The sequence below is a fragment of the Nocardioides rotundus genome, assembly GCF_019931675.1.
Lineage (GTDB): Bacteria > Actinomycetota > Actinomycetes > Propionibacteriales > Nocardioidaceae > Nocardioides > Nocardioides rotundus.
Genome location: NZ_CP082922.1, coordinates 2,499,652 through 2,516,358, shown reverse-complemented (window position 1 = coordinate 2,516,358; position 16,707 = coordinate 2,499,652). Strand labels below are relative to the sequence as shown.

General features: G+C 72.2%; 18 protein-coding genes. 11 read left to right on the top strand and 7 right to left on the bottom strand.

The genetic code is table 11. The features are described 5' to 3' along the window. Window positions 1-116 precede the first annotated feature (116 nt). From K8W59_RS12440 to K8W59_RS12425, 4 genes are all read left to right on the top strand, one after another. On the top strand, window positions 117-1,373 hold the full coding sequence (locus tag K8W59_RS12440) for an acyl-CoA dehydrogenase family protein (RefSeq protein WP_223394287.1): 1,257 nt from the start codon (window positions 117-119) through the stop codon (window positions 1,371-1,373). A 237-nt stretch (window positions 1,374-1,610) separates the two neighbouring features. Beyond that, entirely contained in the window at window positions 1,611-1,973 is a 363-nt protein-coding gene (locus K8W59_RS12435) for a hypothetical protein (RefSeq protein WP_223394285.1), read from the top strand. After that, entirely contained in the window at window positions 1,963-2,532 is a 570-nt protein-coding gene (locus K8W59_RS12430; RefSeq protein WP_223394283.1) for a hypothetical protein, read from the top strand. Before K8W59_RS12435 ends, K8W59_RS12430 begins: the two co-directional genes overlap by 11 nt. Window positions 2,533-2,581: 49 nt before the next feature. Then, the gene (locus K8W59_RS12425; protein WP_223394281.1) at window positions 2,582-3,064 is read left to right on the top strand and encodes a GtrA family protein; all 483 of its coding nucleotides are present in this window, start codon (window positions 2,582-2,584) and stop codon (window positions 3,062-3,064) included. Here the strand turns inward: K8W59_RS12425 and K8W59_RS12420 are convergent. Next, window positions 3,031-3,639: a Maf family protein gene (locus K8W59_RS12420; RefSeq protein ID WP_223394279.1), complete on the bottom strand. Its 609-nt coding sequence runs from the start codon at window positions 3,637-3,639 to the stop codon at window positions 3,031-3,033. The genes K8W59_RS12425 and K8W59_RS12420 overlap by 34 nt on opposite strands. A 62-nt stretch (window positions 3,640-3,701) precedes the next feature. On the opposite strand from K8W59_RS12420, the gene K8W59_RS12415 reads away from it, so the two are divergent. Both K8W59_RS12415 and K8W59_RS12410 read left to right on the top strand, forming a co-directional pair. Beyond that, window positions 3,702-4,799, top strand: coding sequence for a hypothetical protein (locus K8W59_RS12415; RefSeq protein ID WP_223394277.1), 1,098 nt, complete (start codon window positions 3,702-3,704; stop codon window positions 4,797-4,799). Next, a complete protein-coding gene (locus tag K8W59_RS12410) occupies window positions 4,789-5,544 on the top strand; it encodes an MBL fold metallo-hydrolase (protein ID WP_223394275.1) in 756 nt (251 codons plus the stop codon). Before K8W59_RS12415 ends, K8W59_RS12410 begins: the two co-directional genes overlap by 11 nt. 10 nt (window positions 5,545-5,554) lie before the next feature. On the opposite strand, the gene K8W59_RS12405 is transcribed toward K8W59_RS12410, so the two are convergent. After that, a complete protein-coding gene (locus K8W59_RS12405) occupies window positions 5,555-7,240 on the bottom strand; it encodes a DUF885 domain-containing protein (RefSeq protein ID WP_223394274.1) in 1,686 nt (561 codons plus the stop codon). Window positions 7,241-7,264: 24 nt separating this feature from the next. After that, window positions 7,265-9,010: an alkaline phosphatase D family protein gene (locus tag K8W59_RS12400; protein ID WP_223394272.1), complete on the bottom strand. Its 1,746-nt coding sequence runs from the start codon at window positions 9,008-9,010 to the stop codon at window positions 7,265-7,267. Between the two features lie 114 nt (window positions 9,011-9,124). Here K8W59_RS12400 and K8W59_RS12395 point away from each other — a divergent pair, with 114 nt between their 5' ends. After that, window positions 9,125-10,138: a type IV toxin-antitoxin system AbiEi family antitoxin domain-containing protein gene (locus K8W59_RS12395; protein WP_223394270.1), complete on the top strand. Its 1,014-nt coding sequence runs from the start codon at window positions 9,125-9,127 to the stop codon at window positions 10,136-10,138. Between the two features lie 12 nt (window positions 10,139-10,150). Here K8W59_RS12395 and K8W59_RS12390 read toward each other — a convergent pair whose 3' ends face one another. Both K8W59_RS12390 and K8W59_RS12385 read right to left on the bottom strand, forming a co-directional pair. Further along, the gene (locus K8W59_RS12390; protein WP_223394268.1) at window positions 10,151-10,417 is read right to left on the bottom strand and encodes an acyl-CoA carboxylase subunit epsilon; all 267 of its coding nucleotides are present in this window, start codon (window positions 10,415-10,417) and stop codon (window positions 10,151-10,153) included. A 53-nt stretch (window positions 10,418-10,470) separates the two neighbouring features. Beyond that, window positions 10,471-12,078 (bottom strand): acyl-CoA carboxylase subunit beta, encoded by a 1,608-nt coding sequence (locus tag K8W59_RS12385; RefSeq protein WP_223394267.1) that lies wholly within the window; start codon window positions 12,076-12,078, stop codon window positions 10,471-10,473. A 66-nt stretch (window positions 12,079-12,144) separates the two neighbouring features. Here K8W59_RS12385 and K8W59_RS12380 point away from each other — a divergent pair, with 66 nt between their 5' ends. The 4 genes from K8W59_RS12380 (at window position 12,145) to purE (ending at window position 15,737) form a co-directional block, all read left to right on the top strand. Beyond that, a complete protein-coding gene (locus tag K8W59_RS12380) occupies window positions 12,145-12,954 on the top strand; it encodes a biotin--[acetyl-CoA-carboxylase] ligase (RefSeq protein ID WP_223394265.1) in 810 nt (269 codons plus the stop codon). Between the two features lie 12 nt (window positions 12,955-12,966). Then, a complete protein-coding gene (locus K8W59_RS12375; RefSeq protein WP_223394263.1) occupies window positions 12,967-13,965 on the top strand; it encodes an adenylate/guanylate cyclase domain-containing protein in 999 nt (332 codons plus the stop codon). A 90-nt stretch (window positions 13,966-14,055) separates the two neighbouring features. After that, window positions 14,056-15,213: a 5-(carboxyamino)imidazole ribonucleotide synthase gene (locus K8W59_RS12370; protein WP_223394261.1), complete on the top strand. Its 1,158-nt coding sequence runs from the start codon at window positions 14,056-14,058 to the stop codon at window positions 15,211-15,213. Then, on the top strand, window positions 15,210-15,737 hold the full coding sequence (gene purE, locus K8W59_RS12365; RefSeq protein WP_223394259.1) for a 5-(carboxyamino)imidazole ribonucleotide mutase: 528 nt from the start codon (window positions 15,210-15,212) through the stop codon (window positions 15,735-15,737). Before K8W59_RS12370 ends, purE begins: the two co-directional genes overlap by 4 nt. A 72-nt stretch (window positions 15,738-15,809) precedes the next feature. On the opposite strand, the gene arfB is transcribed toward purE, so the two are convergent. Together arfB and K8W59_RS12355 are read right to left on the bottom strand one after the other, a co-directional pair. Next, window positions 15,810-16,250 (bottom strand): alternative ribosome rescue aminoacyl-tRNA hydrolase ArfB, encoded by a 441-nt coding sequence (arfB, locus tag K8W59_RS12360; RefSeq protein ID WP_223394257.1) that lies wholly within the window; start codon window positions 16,248-16,250, stop codon window positions 15,810-15,812. Continuing rightward, window positions 16,247-16,672 (bottom strand): CoA-binding protein, encoded by a 426-nt coding sequence (locus K8W59_RS12355; protein WP_223394255.1) that lies wholly within the window; start codon window positions 16,670-16,672, stop codon window positions 16,247-16,249. Before K8W59_RS12355 ends, arfB begins: the two co-directional genes overlap by 4 nt. Window positions 16,673-16,707: the final 35 nt, after the last annotated feature.

Here is a 16,707-nt window from a genome sequence, read left to right as displayed (position 1 = left end):
GGTACGGCGGGGGTGCTGCGGAGTCTAGGCCGCCGGGCGCCGGCGCGGGGCGTGGGACTGCGTGAGATACCCGACGTGGTTAGCGAGCGTTAACCTTTGCCGCTAGGGTGACCTGCATGACATTCGAGCTGTCGCGTGAGCACGAGGAGTTCCGCCGTACCGTCCGGGACTTCGCGGAGGCCCGGATCGCGCCGCACGCGGCGCAGTGGGACCGCGAGCATCACTTCCCGACCGACGTCGTGAACGAGATGGGCGACCTGGGCCTGATGGGCCTGACCGCGCCGGAGGAGTACGGCGGCTCCGGGCTCGCCGGCGAGGACGGCGGGTTCACCAGCCTGTGCCTGGCGATCGAGGAGATCGGCCGGGTCGACCAGTCGCTGGGCATCACCCTGGAGGCCGCCGTCGGGCTGGGGATCAACCCGATCCTCACCTACGGCACCGACGAGCAGCGTCAGACCTGGCTGCCCGACCTGGTCGCCGGGCGCCGGCTCGCCGGCTTCGGTCTCACCGAGCCCGGCGCGGGGTCCGACGCCGGCGCGACGCGCACCAAGGCCGAGCTCGACGGTGGCGAGTGGGTGATCAACGGGGCCAAGCAGTTCATCACCAACTCCGGCTCCGACATCACCTCCTGCGTGACGGTGACGGCCCGGACGGGGGTCTCGACAGGCTCGACCGGCGATGGCGGCTCGACCGGCGATGGTGGCTCGACCGGCGAGGGTGCGGGGAAGCCCGAGATCTCCACGATCATCGTGCCCGCGGGCACGCCCGGCTTCACCGCCGAGCCGGCCTACGACAAGCTCGGCTGGCACGCGTCGGACACCCACCCGCTGACCTTCACCGACTGCCGGGTCCCCGAGGCCAACCTGCTCGGCCAGCGGGGCCGCGGCTACGCGCAGTTCCTCGCCACTCTCGACGACGGCCGCGTCGCCATCGCCGCGCTCGCGGTCGGCCTCCTCCAGGGCTGCCTGGACGCCTCGGTCGCCTACGCGGGCGAGCGGCAGACCTTCGGCGGGCCGATCGGGCGCAAGCAGGGCCTGGCCTTCCAGATCGCCGACCTGCAGGTGATGCTCGAGGCCTCGCGGCTGCTGACCTACAAGGCGGCGGCGATGAAGGACGCGATCGACGCCGGCGGCGCGGACGCCCCGTCGATGAAGGCCTTCAAGCAGGCCGCGGCGATCGCCAAGCTGCACGCCACGGAGGCCGCCGTCACCGGCACCCGGATCGCCACCCAGGTCTTCGGCGGCTACGGCTTCATGGAGGAGTACCCCGTCGCGCGCTTCTACCGCGACGCCAAGGTGCTGGAGATCGGCGAGGGCACCTCGGAGGTCCAGCGGATGCTGATCGCCCGGGGGCTCGGCCTGCCGGTGGAGTGACGGAGGCGCCGTACTCCTCCGGGCGGGCACCCTCGCTCGTCGTACCGAACAGTAGGCACCTTTCCAGCGCCGAAACGATGCCTACTGATCGGTTGTCGCGCGCGCGTGGTGCCTACCGTTCGGTACGACGGCCGGGGGCCGGCCGGCCCGTGGGCACGGGCACGGACGCGCCGCGACGACGATCCCACGTGTCAACCATTCTTTGACATGTCAGCCAAAGGTTGACAGAGTGGAGGCATGCACAGGGTCGTGGGAACGCTGCTCGTGGGGCTGGCCATCACCGCGGCCGTCGTGGTCGGCAGTCGGCTGCTCGGCCAGGACGGTCCGCTGTGGGCCTACGCCCTGATCGGCGCCGGCCTGGCGCTCGCCCTCTGGGTGATGCTGTTCGTCGGGTCCTCCGCGGGCGACGCCGGCGACCGGGGGACGGTCTCGGTCGCGGCCTACGCCGCCGCCGGAGTGGTGGGCGTCCTCCTGGGCGCCGTGATCGCCGGCGTCGGCGGCCAGCCCACGTGGTGGGCGCCGGGCTTCATCCTGGCCGGTGTCATCGTCCAGCCCGCGTGGACCGGGCGCCTCGCGAGCGGTGCGGGTCGTGGCCGATGACCGCCTGGCCGAGGTCCTGGGCGCTGCCCAGGGACTCCGGTCGGCCCGGATCCGACTCCAGGACGCCATCGACGCGGCCCGGGAGTCCGGCCGCACCTGGCAGCAGATCGGCGATGTGCTCGGAATGTCGCGACAAGCGGCGTTCAAACGCTTCGGCCACCCGAGAACAGGAGACACGACGATGACCGCCACCGCGAGCCCGACCACCCCCGCCGCCACCGAGCGGGTCTTCACCGACATCGCTGCCGAGCGGTGGGAGCAGGTCCGGGACCAGATGACGCCCACGGCCGCCGAGGTCCTCACCGCGGACCTGATCCGCGACACCTGGCGAGCAGCGCTGCGCGAGGCGGGGGAGCTCGTCCGCTGCGAGGACACCAAGGTCGAGCTTCCCGACGGGACCGAGGTCGACCCGGACGAGCCGCTGCTCGGCGACCGGATCGGGGTGACCCGGCTGGTCTGCGAGGCCGGTGAGTGGGTCGGCCGCGTGGCGTGGACCCAGGAGGGCAGGATCGGCGGCCTCTTGATCGTCCTGCCCGGAAGCGGTCCGTGGCCGTTCTGAGCGTGCCGGGCCATCCATCGGGGTGGGCCGAGCGTTACCCTCGATCACCGTGAGCGCGCGGACGGATCGCTTCCTCAGCGAGGCGTGGCGGTTCGCCGCCATCGGGGTGCTCGCCACGGTCGTCTCGTTCACGCTGTTCAACCTGCTGGTGCACGGCTTCGGCATCGTGGACGCCCCGCTGAACCGGCACGCGGTCACCGGCTATGTGCTCGCGAACGTGGTCGGCATGGCGATCAGCTTCCGCGGCACCAAGGACTGGGTGTTCCGGGAGCGCCGCGTCCGGCACGCCGACGGCGGAGTGACCGCCTTCGTGGTGATCAACGTCGTCACGATGCTCATCCCGATGGCATGCCTGGCGTTCAGCCGGCACGTGCTCGACCGCACCGATGCCTTCTCCGACAACCTCGCGGCGAACGTGATCGGGCTGGCCCTGGGCTTCGTGGCCCGGTTCTGGCTGTTCCGCTACACCGTCTTCGTGCGCACCGTGGAGCTGCCAGCTCAGCCGCGGGTCCACAGGTCCGGCCAGGAGTGACCGAGCTGCTGGACCAGGGAGCGGAGCACCGGCAGGCTCAGCCCGACGACGTTGTGGTGGTCGCCCTCGATCCGCTCGACGAACGCGCCGCCCAGGCCGTCGATGGTGAAGGCGCCGGCCACGTGGAGCGGCTCGCCGGTGGCGACGTACGCCTCGATCTCCGCGTCGCTCACATCGGCGAAGTGCACCGTGGTCCCCGCGACCTGCTCCGCGACGCGCCCGGTGGCGGGGTCGCGCAGCGAGTGCCCGGTGTGGAGCACGCCCGAGCGGCCGCGCATCGCCCGCCAGCGCCGGGCCGCCTCCTCCGCGGTCTCAGGCTTGCCCAGCGCCTCGCCGTCCAGCTCCAGCACCGAGTCGCACCCGAGCACCACGGCGCCGGGAGGTACGTCGTCCCGCGCGGCCACCGCGGCGCACTTGAGCCGCGCCAGCTCCAGCGCCAGCTCGGCCGGAGGGAGGCCGGCGAGCTGTTCCTCGTCCACCCCCGAGACGATCACCGTCGGCTCGATGCCGGCGGACCGCAGCGTGGCCAGACGAGCGGGGGAGGCGGAGGCGAGCACCAGGGGGAGCGGGGACACGGGGTGACCCTACGCGTCGGCTCTCTGCCAGAATCGGCGGCCATGGGGCCGGGGCAGCCGCGATGACGACGGCGCAGGTGGTGATCGCGCTCGTCGTCGGCGTGCGGCTGATCGCCCCGCTGCTGATCCTTCGCTACCCGCTGCCGGCGATCCTGACCTGCCTGGTCGCGGACGCGGTGGACCAGACGGTCTTCGCCGCCGTGCTGACCGGCGACCTGGGCTGGTACCAGTCCTACGACAAGGCGCTGGACGTCTACTACCTGTCCTTCGCCTTCATCTCCACGCTGACCAACTGGCGCGACGAGGGTGCGTTCCAGATCGCCCGGCTGCTGTTCTTCTGGCGGCTGGTCGGCGTCGCGCTCTTCGAGATCCTGCACTGGCGGCCGCTGCTGCTGCTGTTCCCCAACGCGTTCGAGTACTTCTTCATCGCCTACGAGGCGATCCGCACCCGGTGGAACCCCGAGCGGCTCGCCCTCGTCACCCTGGTCGGCCTGGCGGTGGGCATCACGCTGTTCGTGAAGCTGCCGCAGGAGACCTGGATCCACGTCCTGCAGCTCGACTTCACCGATGCCATCGAGGGCAACCCCGGATTCCTGGCCGTGGTGATCGCCTTCCTGGTGGTCGTGGCGATCGGCGCCGTCCGGCTGCTGCGGTCCGCGCCGGACCCCGACTGGGGGTTCACCGCCGATGTCTCCCATCACCTGGAGCCGCGCCCCCGCCTGGGCCTGGTCAACGAGCGACTGATCGACTCGATCCTGTGGGAGAAGCTGTTCTTCCTCTCGCTGTCCGGCATGGTGATCGCCCACATGGTCCCCGAGCTGTCGGTGAACAACGTCCGGCTGGCCGCCACCGTGGGACTCCTGGTGTTCCTCAACGCCGCGGTCACCGAGTGGTGGCACAACCGACGCGGCACCGGGTGGAGCACCACCGGACGCGAGTTCCTCGTCGTGCTGGCGGTCAACCTGCTGTTGCTGGCGCTGCTGCCGGAGTGGCTGCTCTCCGCCGGCCTTCCGGAGGAGGACTCCGGCCTGCTGGTGGTGATGATCTCGCTGATGGCGACGATGTACGACCGCGGCCGGGACACCCGGCCACCGGTCGATCCGCCCCCGCGCCCGTTCCGCGAGGCCTGGGCGCAGTGGAGGGCGGCCCGTGCGGGATGAGGTGACCTGGGCCGGTCACGCGACCGTCGCCCTGAGGATCGGCGGCGTCCGGGTGCTCGCCGATCCGCTGCTCACCGAGCGGGTCGTCCACCTGCGCCGCCGTACGCCCTCCCCGGACCCGGCGCTCGCGGCGGCCGACCTCGTGCTGGTCTCCCACGCCCACCACGACCATCTGGACCGGCGCTCCCTGCGCCGGGTCGCCGCCGCGTCCCCGCACGCCGAGATCGTCACGCCGTTCGGCACCGCCCGCCTCCTGCGAGACCTGGGCTGGCGCGCGGTGCACGAGGTGGCTCCCGGGGAGGCGCTGGACGTGGCCGGCGTGCGGCTGCGGGTCACCGAGGCGCGGCACCGCGGGGGCCGCGGCCGCCGTGAGGACCCGGGCATGGGGGCGGTCGGGTACGTCGTGGAGCGGGCCGGCCGACGGGTCTACCTGGCCGGCGACACCGACCTGTTCGACGCGATGGCCGACCTCGGCAACCCCGACCTCGCCGCTGTGCCGATCGCGGGATGGTGGCGCACGCTCGGCCCGGGCCACCTGGACGCCGAGCGCGCCGCGGAGGCGGTCGCGCGGATCGACCCGGGGCGGGTGCTGCCGATCCACTGGGGGACGCTCGCGCCCGGGGTGAGCCGGCGCCGCCCGGCCTGGCTGGACCAGCCGGTCGCGGACTTCGCCGCGGCGCTCGGCCGGCGCGGCCTGCAGGGCCGGCTGCTGCGCCTGGAGCCCGGCCGGCCCGCCGCCTGGTGAGCCCCGAGGGTCAGAGCCGGTCCAGGGCCGCCCGGAGCGGGTCCAGCCCGAGCGCTCCGAGGTCGAGCGCCGCGCGGTGGAACGCCTTGAGGTCGAAGTCGTCGCCCTGCTGCGCGGCGACCCGGTCCCGTGCCTCGAGCCAGATGCGCTCGCCCACCTTGTACGACGGCGCCTGGCCCGGCCAGCCGAGGTAGCGCTTGACCTCGAAGTCGAGGAACGCGTCGTCCATCGAGCAGTGCTCGCCCATGAACTCCCGCCCCAGCTCCGGGGTCCAGGTCTCCCCGGGGTGGAAGCCGAACGGGTTGTCCTCGGGGATGGTCAGCTCCAGGTGCATGCCGATGTCCACGATCACCCGGGCCGCCCGGAAGGACTGCCCGTCCAGCATGCCCAGCTTGTCCGCGGGGTCGGAGAGATAGCCGAGGTCGTCCATCAGCCGCTCGGCGTAGAGCGCCCAGCCCTCGCCGTGCCCGCTCACCCAGCACATCAGCCGCTGCCACCGGTTGAGCACCTCGGAGCGGTAGGCGGTCTGGCCCACCTGCAGGTGGTGGCCAGGCACCCCCTCGTGGAAGACGGTGGTGACCTCGCGCCACGGCTGGAGCGCGGTCACGGAGTCCGGCACTGACCACCACATCCGGCCCGGCCGGCTGAAGTCCTCGCTCGGCCCGGTGTAGTAGATGCCGCCGTCGTTGGTGGGCGCGAGCATGCACTCGATCCGGCGGACCGGCTCGGGGATGTCGAAGTGCACGTCGGCCATCTCGGCGATCGTGCGGTCCGCGAGCTGCTGCATCCAGTCGCGGAACTCCTCCTTGGAGGCGATGTTGCGCCCGGGGTCGGCGTCCAGGTGCGCGATCGCCTCCTCCACGGTCGCGCCGGGCAGGATCCGGTCGGCGGTGGCCGCCATCTCGTCGGAGAGCCGCTTCAGCTCCTGCCAGCCCCAGGCGTAGGTCTCCTCCAGGTCGATCTCCGCGCCGAGGAAGTAGCGGCTGGCCAGCGCGTAGGCCTCCCGGCCGACCGCCTCCCTCTCCCGGCCCTGCGGCACCATCTCCTCGCTGAGGAAGCGGCCGAACGCCGCGAACGCGTCGCTGGCGGCCTGGGCGCTCTCACGCAGCCGGGCGCGCGTCTCCTCGTCGGCTTCCAGCCCGTCGACCAGCTGGAGGAAGAAGTTGCCCGCGTCGCCCTCCTGGCCGGTCCAGTTGCGCACCTGCTCGGCCACCTCGGCGTACTGCCTCCGCGCGGAGACGCGCCCGGCCGCGGCCTCGGTGCGCAGCGTCTCCTCATAGCCCGCCAGAGCGTCGGGCACGCCCGCCAGGCGAGCGCCGATGTCGGCCACGCCCTCGGGGGTGTCGGTGGGCATCAGGTCGAAGACCTCGCGGATCGCGTGGGCGCCGCTGCTGATCACCGACACCTGCGCGCGCTCGAAGCCCGCATCGGCCAGCTCCAGCGCCAGCCGGTTGCGCTCCAGGAAGGCCTCCTTGGCGACCTGCTCGCGCTCGTCGACGGGTACGGCGGCCTCGACGGCCGCGACCGCCCGGCGGGTCAGCTCGTCCCGGGCGTCGTAGCCCGCGGGGGAGAGGTCGGGCAGCCGGTCGTCGTGACCGGCCACGCCGATGAAGGTCGCGGTGATCGGGTCGAGGCGGCAGATGTCCTCGACGTACTGGTCACTGATCCGGTCGACGGTGCGCTCGTTCTCGGTCACGGGCGTCACCCTCCCACAACCGGGTCAGGCGTCGACCTCGACGTGCTCGACGCCCACCAGACGGGGGAGGGCGTGGTCGCCCTGCTCGACGACGCCGGTGGCCCACCACATCGACAGCCCGTCGTCGGTGACCTCGAGGGTGGCGAGGTTGTTGTCGAACCACGGTCCCTCGATCAGCTTCCAGGTGAGGGGGGCCTGGGGCACGTGCGCGGTGGTGGCGAGCACGTGCCCGATCGGCCCCGCGACGCCGTAGGAGAGGAACGCGGTGAGGAAGCGCATCTTGACCGGCAGCGGGTTGCGGATCGGGGAGCAGACGGCCTGGAGGATCCGGCTGCGGATCGGCCCGTGCTCCTCCAGGTTCTTCGGGGTCGGGCGCGCCTCGGAGACATAGCTGTGGTGCACGTCCCCGGAGAGGAAGGTGACCGTGCGCGGAGGGCGACCGCGCTGCCCCCGGGCCACCTCGAGCACCATGTCGCACACCTGCTGGAAGGCGTCCTGGAAGGCCGCCCAGTGCTCCAGGTCGACGGTCTGGCGGACCTTCTCGCCCAGCCAGGCCGCGCGACTTCCCAGCTCGCCACCCGCCCACGCCTCGTTGAACGCCTCGACGTAGTGCAGCCCCGGGGCGAGGAGGAACGGCAGCGAGGTGCCGATGAGCAAGTTGTCCACGTCGCCCTGCAGCTGCTCGTCGAGCCAGCGGAGCTCGGTCTCGTCGAGCAGGCTGCGGCTGTCCTCCTCCAGCACCCGCGCCGCGCGGGAGTCGACGACCACCAGCCGCGCCTGGTCGTCGAAGTCGCGGGCGAAGGACCAGCGGTAGTACTCCGGCTCCTGGTCGGCACGTTCGGCGAAGGTGTCGAGCAGCTCGGTGGCGTCGTACTCCTCCGCGTCGCCGGCGTGCTCGACGATCCGCTTCCAGATCTTGTCCTCCGCGCGCTCGGCAGGGCTGAGGTTGCCCAGGTGCTGGTAGACCCAGTACGACGCCAGGCCGGCGACGATCCGGTCGTGCCACCAGTCGGTGGCCTCCATCTCGTCCTTCCACTTCCGCGAGGTGTTCCAGTCGTCGCGGATGTCGTGGTCGTCGAAGATCATCGCGCTGGGCAGGGTGGAGAGAAGCCAGCGGTTGGCGGGGTCGCTCCAGGCGAGCTGGTAGAGGTGCGCGTACTCCTGGTAGTCCTTCAGCTCCTCGCCCGGTGGCTGCTCGATGTCGCGCCGGGCCTCGATGAAGGCGCGCATCTCCGCGGTGGTCTCGTCGGCGTAGACCTGGTCGCCGAGGAACAGCACCAGGTCCGGCCAGCGCACCTCGCGGCTGGGGTCGGGGTCGTCGGGCAGACCGGCGTCGGTCAGGCCGGCCATCCGCAGGGCGTAGGAGCGCAGCGCGTCGACGCCGTGCGTGCGGTGCCCCTGCTCGTCGTGGGAGACGCTGGTGCGGCAGGACCCGAAGGCCATCCGCAGCGGCTTGCCCGGCTGCAGGGTGGGGATGAGGCTCGGGGGGTAGTCCCGCGCGTCACCGGTGTCGGCCGACGGCCACACCTGTCGCTCGTCGACCAGCACCTGGTAGTCCAGCTTCGAGCCCGCGGGCAGCCCGTCGAGCTCGACCAGGGCGTAATGGTGCCCGTGGACCGCGAAGGTCCGCGCGGTGGCGTCGTAGGTCTTCCCGGTGTCCCGGTCGGTCGCCCGCACCGCCACCCGCGCGTCCCCGGACACCTTCACCCAGATGGCCGCCGACGACGCGTCCACATAGCGCAGCAGGGGCCCCAGCTCGAGGTCAGTCATGCGGACAGCCTGCACCAGCCGGTCAACACCGGGCACCCCCCGTTGGGCGGACGGTTGTCCACAGGCTCGCCGCCCCCCCTGGCGGAGGGCGTCGGCGGCGCGCAGGCTCGGGGGATGGACCCCGACCGGCTCGATCAGGCCGCGCTGGCCCGGCTGCTGGCCGATCAGGACGGCGTGGTGGCCAGGCGTCAGTTGCGTGGGCTCGGCTGCAGCGACGTCGAGCTGCGCCGGATGCTGCGGCGGCGGTCGCTGGTCCCGGTGCATCCGGGGGTGTACGTCGACCACACCGGCCGCCCGACCCGCGCCCAGCTGGAGTGGGCGGCCGTGCTGTTCCACTGGCCCGCTGCGCTGCACCGGGAGAGCGCCCTGCGCGCGCACGGGATGAGCCGGGACCGCGGCCGGGGCGACGGTGACCGGATCGTCGTGATGGTGGGCAGCGAACAGCGCCGCTCGGCGGACCGAGCGGTGATCGCCGAGCGTGTCCGTGGGGCCGAGCGGTGGATCCAGTGGCATCGCAGCCCGCCCCGCGCCCGGCTCGAGTTCGCCCTGCTCAAGGTCGCCTCCGACCGGGACGACGCGGGCGCGGTAGCCGTGCTCTCCGACGCCGTCCAGCAGGGGCTGACCACGCCGGGGCGGCTGCTCGAGGTGCTCGACGCGCTGTCCCGCCTGCCCGGCCGAGCGTTCCTGCGGGAGGTTCTCGGTGACGTCGCGGAGGGCACCCGGTCGGTGCTGGAGCATCGCTACCTCACCCGGGTGGAGCGACCCCACGGCCTACCTCTCGGTCAGCGCCAGGCCCGGGTGTCCGGTGCCGCCGGTGTGGCGTACCGCGACGTGCGCTACCCCGACCAACGGGTCCTGGTGGAGCTGGACGGCGCCTTCGGGCACCGCGACGCCGTCGACCGTTGGGCGGACCTGGAGCGTGATGTCGGCGCCGCCGCGGACGGTGAGCTGACGCTCCGGCCGGGGTGGGCGCAGGTGCTCGAGCCGTGCCGGCTCGCGGGGACGGTGGCCGTCGTGCTGCGCGCTCGTGGCTGGGAGGGCGCACCGACCGCCTGCGGCCCGGACTGCGCGCTGGACCGTGGAGGCTGGCTGTCACCAGGTGACAGCCAGCCTCCACGGTCGGCGTGAGTTGCGGCCGATCTAGCGGGGGAGGCCCGAGGCGCGCCAGGCACCCGGCCCGTGCGGATAGGTACGGCGGACCAGGCGCGACGGGGCGTTCCACACCCGCGGCCGGCGGCGCGGTGCGGGTGACTCCTCGCTGCCGAGTGCGGAGAACACCGCCACCAGCGCGGCGATCTCCTCCGGCGTTGCATCCGGGGTGACGACCCGCAGGGCCGGCACCTCATCCCCGCCGGCGACGGGCCGGGGCAGCGGTTCGCTCGTTCCTCGCTCGTCTCCGTCGCTCACAGCGCTGGATCGTTCGCTCGGTCGCTCGCTCGTTCCTCGCTCGTCTCCGTCGCTCACAGCGGAATGTTCCCGTGCTTCTTCGCCGGCAGCTCGGCCCGCTTGGTGCGCAGCATGCGCAGCGCCTTGACCACCTCGGGCCGGGTGTTGCGCGGCGAGATCACCCCGTCGACGTACAACCGCTCCGCGGCCTCGTAGGGGTTGGCCAGCTTCTGGTCGTACTCATCGACCAGCTCCGCCCGCCTGGCCTCGGGGTCCTCGGCCTCCTTGAGCTCGTTGCGGTAGAGGATGTTGACCGCCCCCTGGGCGCCCATCACCGCGATCTGCGCGGTCGGCCACGCCAGGTTGATGTCGGCGCCGAGGTGCTTGGAGCCCATGACGTCGTAGGCGCCGCCGTACGCCTTCCGGGTGATGATCGTGACCAGCGGGACGGTCGCCTCGGCGTAGGCGTAGATCAGCTTCGCGCCGCGCCGGATGATGCCGTTGTGCTCCTGGTCGACGCCGGGCAGGAAGCCGGGGACGTCGACGAAGGTGAGCACCGGCAGGTTGAAGGCGTCGCAGAAGCGGACGAACCGGGCGGCCTTCTCCGAGGCGTCGATGTCCAGCGTGCCCGCCAGCTGCATCGGCTGGTTGGCCACGACGCCGACCGGCCGGCCCTCGACCCGGCCGAAGCCGACCACGATGTTGGGCGCGAAGAGCTCCATCACCTCCAGGAACTCCTGGTCGTCCAGGACCGTGGTGATGACCTCGTGCATGTCGTAGGGCTGGTTCGGGCTGTCCGGGATGATCGTGTCCAGCGCCTCGTCCAGGTCGTTGAGCCCGAGGTCGTAGGGCTCGTCGTAGACGACCGGCTCGTCCAGGTTGTTCTGCGGCAGGTAGGACAGCAGCGACTTGACGTAGTCGATCGCGTCCTCCTCGTCGGAGGCCATGTAGTGGCTGTTACCGGACTTCGTCGAGTGCGCCCGCGCGCCGCCCAGCTCCTCCATCGAGACGTCCTCGCCGGTGACGGTCTTGATCACGTCGGGGCCGGTGATGAACATCGCGGAGGTCTTGTCGACCATCACGGTGAAGTCGGTGACGGCGGGGGAGTAGACGTGCCCGCCGGCGCTGTTGCCCATGATCAGGCTGATCTGCGGGATCACCCCGGAGGCGTGCACGTTGCGCTTGAAGATCTCGCCGTAGAGGCCGAGGGAGACCACGCCCTCCTGGATCCGCGCGCCGGCGCCCTCGTTGATCCCGACGATCGGCATGCCGGTCTTGATCGCCAGGTCCATCACCTTGCAGATCTTCTCGCCGTAGACCTGGCCCAGCGAGCCGCCGAAGATCGAGAAGTCCTGGGAGAACACCGCGACCTGGCGTCCGTCGATCTCACCGAAGCCGGTCACCACGCCGTCGCCGTACGGGCGCTTCTTCTCCAGGCCGAAGTTCGTCGACCGGTGCCGGGCCAGCTCGTCGAGCTCGACGAAGGTGCCCTCGTCGAAGAGCATCTCGATCCGCTCCCGGGCGGACTTGCGACCCTTCTGGTGCTGCTTCTCGCGGGCCTGCTCGTCCAGCACCCGGCGGGCCTCGTCGAGCCGCTTCTCCTTCTCGGCCAGCTTCCCCGCGGTCGTGTGGGTGTCGATGTCGGTCTCACCGGGCTCCGGCTGGGTCACGTCTGCGCTCACGGGCGTCGGGCCTCCTCGCCAAGGGTTATTCGCCTCAAGGGCGTCGATGGGGTCAATGTAGTGCCCATGACCGATGCCCCTGCCGCACGCCCACCCCTCGATGCGACCCGTCTGGCCGGCCTGCTGACCGGCACGGGCTGGCGGGTCGAGGTGTCCGAGAGCGACCCCAGCACCAACGCCACCGCCGCCGCCCGGGCCCGCGAGGGGGCCGCCGACGGCCTGGTCGTGGCGACCGAGCACCAGACCGCGGGACGCGGCCGGCTGGACCGGTCCTGGGTGACTCCGGCGCGTGCTGCGCTGACGTTCTCCCTGCTCCTGCGGCCCTCCGTGGGCGCCGAGCGCTGGCCGTGGCTGCCGCTGCTGACGGGGTACGCCGTCCGCGAGGGCCTGCGCTCCACCGGGGTCGTCGCGGACCTGAAGTGGCCCAACGACGTGCTCGTCGGGGAGCGGAAGATCTGCGGGATCCTCCTGGAGCGGGTGGAGACGCCCGACGGCCCCGCCGCGATCGCCGGTGTGGGGATCAACACGTCCCTGTCCGCGGACGAGCTGCCCGTTCCCGGGGCCACCTCGGTGCTGCTGGAGACGGGGGAGGAGCCGGACCGTACGGCGCTGCTCGCCGCGGTGCTCGCCGCGTTCCGCCGGCAGTACGACGCCTGGGCGGACGGCGACCCGCGCCTGCTCGCCGCCTACCGCGACGCCTGCACCACGCTGGGCCGGCAGGTCCGGGTCGAGCTGCCGCGGGACGCCCCGCTGGTCGGGATCGCCTCCGGCATCGACGAGCAGGGTCGGCTGCTGGTCGAGGAGCCCGACGGCATGGTGCCCGTGGGTGCCGGGGACGTCGTCCACGTTCGCCCCGACCCTGCTGGATCGGTCTGAGAGGATCGGCGCGTGGCTGAGGAGGAGCGGACGGAGGAGACCGGGACGGCCCCGTCTCGTGAGCAGCTGGACCGGGCGATCCTCGGCGGCGAGCGCGAGCTGACCGCCGCCCAGGTCGCCGAGGCGACCGGGGTGACCGTGGAGGACCTGCGCCGGCTCTGGCGGGCACTGGGGTTCCCCGAGGACCCGCACGCCGTCGCCTTCACCCGCGCGGACGCCGACGCGGTGAGCCGGGTCTCGGATGTCGTGGACTCGGGGTTCGTCGACTTCGACATGGCGGTCAACCTCACGCGGGCGCTGGGCCAGACCATGTCGCGCCTGGCCGACTGGGAGGTCGCCACCCTCGTCCACCGGATCGAGGAGCTGGCCGCCGACGACGAGGGCAGCCGGATCGCGACCGCCATGCAGATGGTCGAGGAGGTCAACCAGCCCTTCGAGGAGCTGCTCGTCTACGCCTGGCGTCGGCACCTCGCGGCCGCCACGGCCCGGATGGAGGCGCTCGGCGCGAACGAGGAGGACCTGCACACCACCCAGGTCACCGTCGGCTTCGCCGACATCGTCGGCTTCACCCAGCTCTCCAACCAGGTCGACGAGGAGCGGATCGGCGACCTGGTGGAGATCTTCGAGTCCCGGTGCGCCGACGTCATCTCGGCCAAGCGCGGCCGGGTGATCAAGTCCATCGGGGACTCGGTGCTGTTCGTGAACACCGAGCCCGTGCCGGCGCTGGAGACCGCCGAGGGGATCGTGGCGGTGGTCGGTCGCGACAGCCGGATGCCCGACGTGCGCCTGGGCCTGGCCACCGGCAACGTGGTGACGCGGATGGGCGACGTCTTCGGTCCGCCGGTGAACCTCGCCTCCCGGCTCACCTCGGTGGCCCGCCGCAACCGGATCATCATCGACCAGCGCACGGCCGAGCTGCTGCCGCGCGAGGAGTTCGAGACCCGCGCGCTCCCACCGCGCCCGGTGCGAGGGTTCGGCATCGTCGAGCCGCTCGCGGTCCGCCGGGCCTGAGGGTCGAGTGCGCGGAGCGCCGCACTCCACGGAGGGGCGCGCACTCGACCTCGCGGGTCTCCGCAGCGGGCCGCACAGTAGGGTGACGCCGTGTCCGAGCTCGCCCCCACCCTCGCCGTGATCGGCGGCGGCCAGTTGGCCCGGATGATGGCCGAGCCCGCCAACGCCCTCGCTCTTCCCCTTCGGCTGCTCGCCGAGGCCCCCGGCGTCTCCGCCGCGCAGGTGATCCCCGACCAGCAGGTCGGCGACTACCGCGACCTCGAGACCCTGCAGCGGGTCACCGACGGCTGTGCCGCGGTCACCTTCGACCACGAGCACGTGCCCACCGAGCACCTGCACGCCCTGCGCGATGGAGGCCTGGCCGTGCACCCTGGCCCCGAGGCGCTCGTGCACGCGCAGGACAAGGGCGTCATGCGCGAGGCGCTCGACCGGCTGGACATCCCCGCTCCCCGCAACGCGATCGTCGCCGACGCGGCCGAGGTCAAGGCGTTCGGCCTGCCGTGCGTGCTCAAGACGACGCGCGGCGGGTACGACGGCAAGGGCGTCTGGTTCGTCGGCTCCGTCGAGGAGTGCGCCCCCGCCTTCGAGTCCGCCGCGGCCGCGGGCGTGCGGATCCTGGCCGAGGAGGCCGTGGACTTCCGTCGCGAGCTGTCGGCTCTGGTCGCGCGCTCGCCGAGCGGCCAGGCGGCGGCCTACCCCGTCGTGGAGTCGATCCAGGAGGACGGCATCTGCCGCGAGGTGATCGCCCCGGCGCCGGACCTGGACTCCGAGCTGGCCGCGCAGGCCCAGCGGATCGCGCTGACCCTCGCCGGGGAGCTCGGCGTCACCGGGATCCTCGCGGTCGAGCTGTTCGAGACGACCGACGGGCGGGTGCTGGTCAACGAGCTGGCGATGCGTCCTCACAACACCGGTCACTGGAGCCAGGACGGCGCCGTGACCTCGCAGTTCGAGAACCACCTGCGGGCGGTGATGGACCTGCCGCTCGGCGACCCGACGGCCCGCGAGCGGTGGACCGTGATGGTCAACATCCTGGGCGGGGACACCGACGCCGGTCGGCTGTGGGACGGCTACCCGCACGCACAGGCGCGCGACCCACGGCTCAAGGTGCACCTGTACGGCAAGGAGCTGCGTCCGGGCCGCAAGGTCGGGCATGTCAACGCGTACGGCGACGACCTTGAGGACTGCCTGGAGCGTGCCCGGCACGCCGCGGCCTGGTTCCGGGGAGATCTGGGGAACGAGAGCGAATGAACGAGACCGCCGCCCACGTGGGCATCGTGATGGGGTCGGACTCCGACTGGCCGGTGATGCAGGCCGCCGGGGAGCTGCTCGACGAGATGGGAGTGTCCTGGGAGGCCGACGTCGTCTCGGCGCACCGGATGCCGACCGAGATGATCCAGTGGGGTCAGCAGGCACACGAGCGCGGCCTGAAGGTGATCATCGCGGGCGCCGGCGGCGCCGCGCACCTACCCGGCATGCTCGCCTCGGTGACCCCGCTGCCCGTGATCGGCGTCCCCGTGCCGCTGAAGTACCTCGACGGCATGGACTCGCTCCTCTCCATCGTCCAGATGCCCGCCGGCATCCCGGTGGCGACCGTGGCGATCGGGAACGCCCGCAACGCCGGCATCCTGGCCGCCCGCATCCTCGCCACCTCCGACCACGAGCTGCGGCAGAGGCTGGTCGACTTCCAGGCCGGCCTGGCCGAGAGCGCCCACGCGAAGGGCGAGATCGTCCGCAACGCCACCTCCGGCACGAAGCCCCGCGCCGGCTTCTGACCCCGATTCACGCCGAGTCGGCGCTAGTTCACGCCGAGTCGGCGCTAGTTCACCCCGAGTCGGCGCTTGTTGTCAGTCGCGCACTCGGCCGCGGAGCGACTTCGTGTCGCCGCGGCGCTTCTTGGCCTCGAGTCGCCGCAGCTGGGACCCACGCGTGGGCCGGGTCGCCCGGCGCGGAGGGGGAGGAGGAGCGAGTGCTTCACGCAGCACGGCGGCTAACCGCTCGTGCGCCGCTGTCCGGTTACGGTGCTGCGAGCGGTGCTCGGCCGCGGTGATCACCAGGCGCCCGTCGACCAGCCGTGCGTCGAGCCGCACCAGAGCCCGTCGGCGCTGCGCGTCGGTGAGGGCGGTGGATGCGCGGACGTCGTACTCCAGCTGCACCCGTGAGTCGGTGGTGTTGACCGACTGTCCGCCCGGACCCGAGGAGCGGCTGAAGGTCTCCACCAGCTCTGCGGCGGGGATCACGAGCCCGCCCGGGAGCCCGGGGCTGGTGGGGACGTGGAGGTCCTTCACGCGGTACGGCGGTGCCACTCGATCGCCGGGCAGGTGTCCATGACCATCGGGACGCCCGCCTCGGTGGTGCGCTCGAAGGCGTCCTCGTCGATGACGCCGAGCTGGAACCACACGCCGCGTGCGCCGATCTCGCGCGCCTGGTCGGCGAACTGGCCGGCCTCGTCGGAGCGACGGAACACGTCGACGACGTCGACGGGGAAGGGCACCTCGGCCAGCGTGGGATAGCCCTGCTCGCCGAGCACGACGGGAGCCTCGGGGTGGATGGGCACGATCTTCTTGCCGCGCTCCTGCAGCAGGCTCGCGATCTCGAACGCCGTGCGGCTCTCATCGCCCGACAGTCCGACGACCGCCCAGACGGTGCAGTCGTCGAGCATGAGCGAGACGTTCGCTGGGTCCTGCCAGTTCACGACTCCCTTGCGCATGACCCCCACCGTAGCCCTGTCGCCCAGGGGTCCTG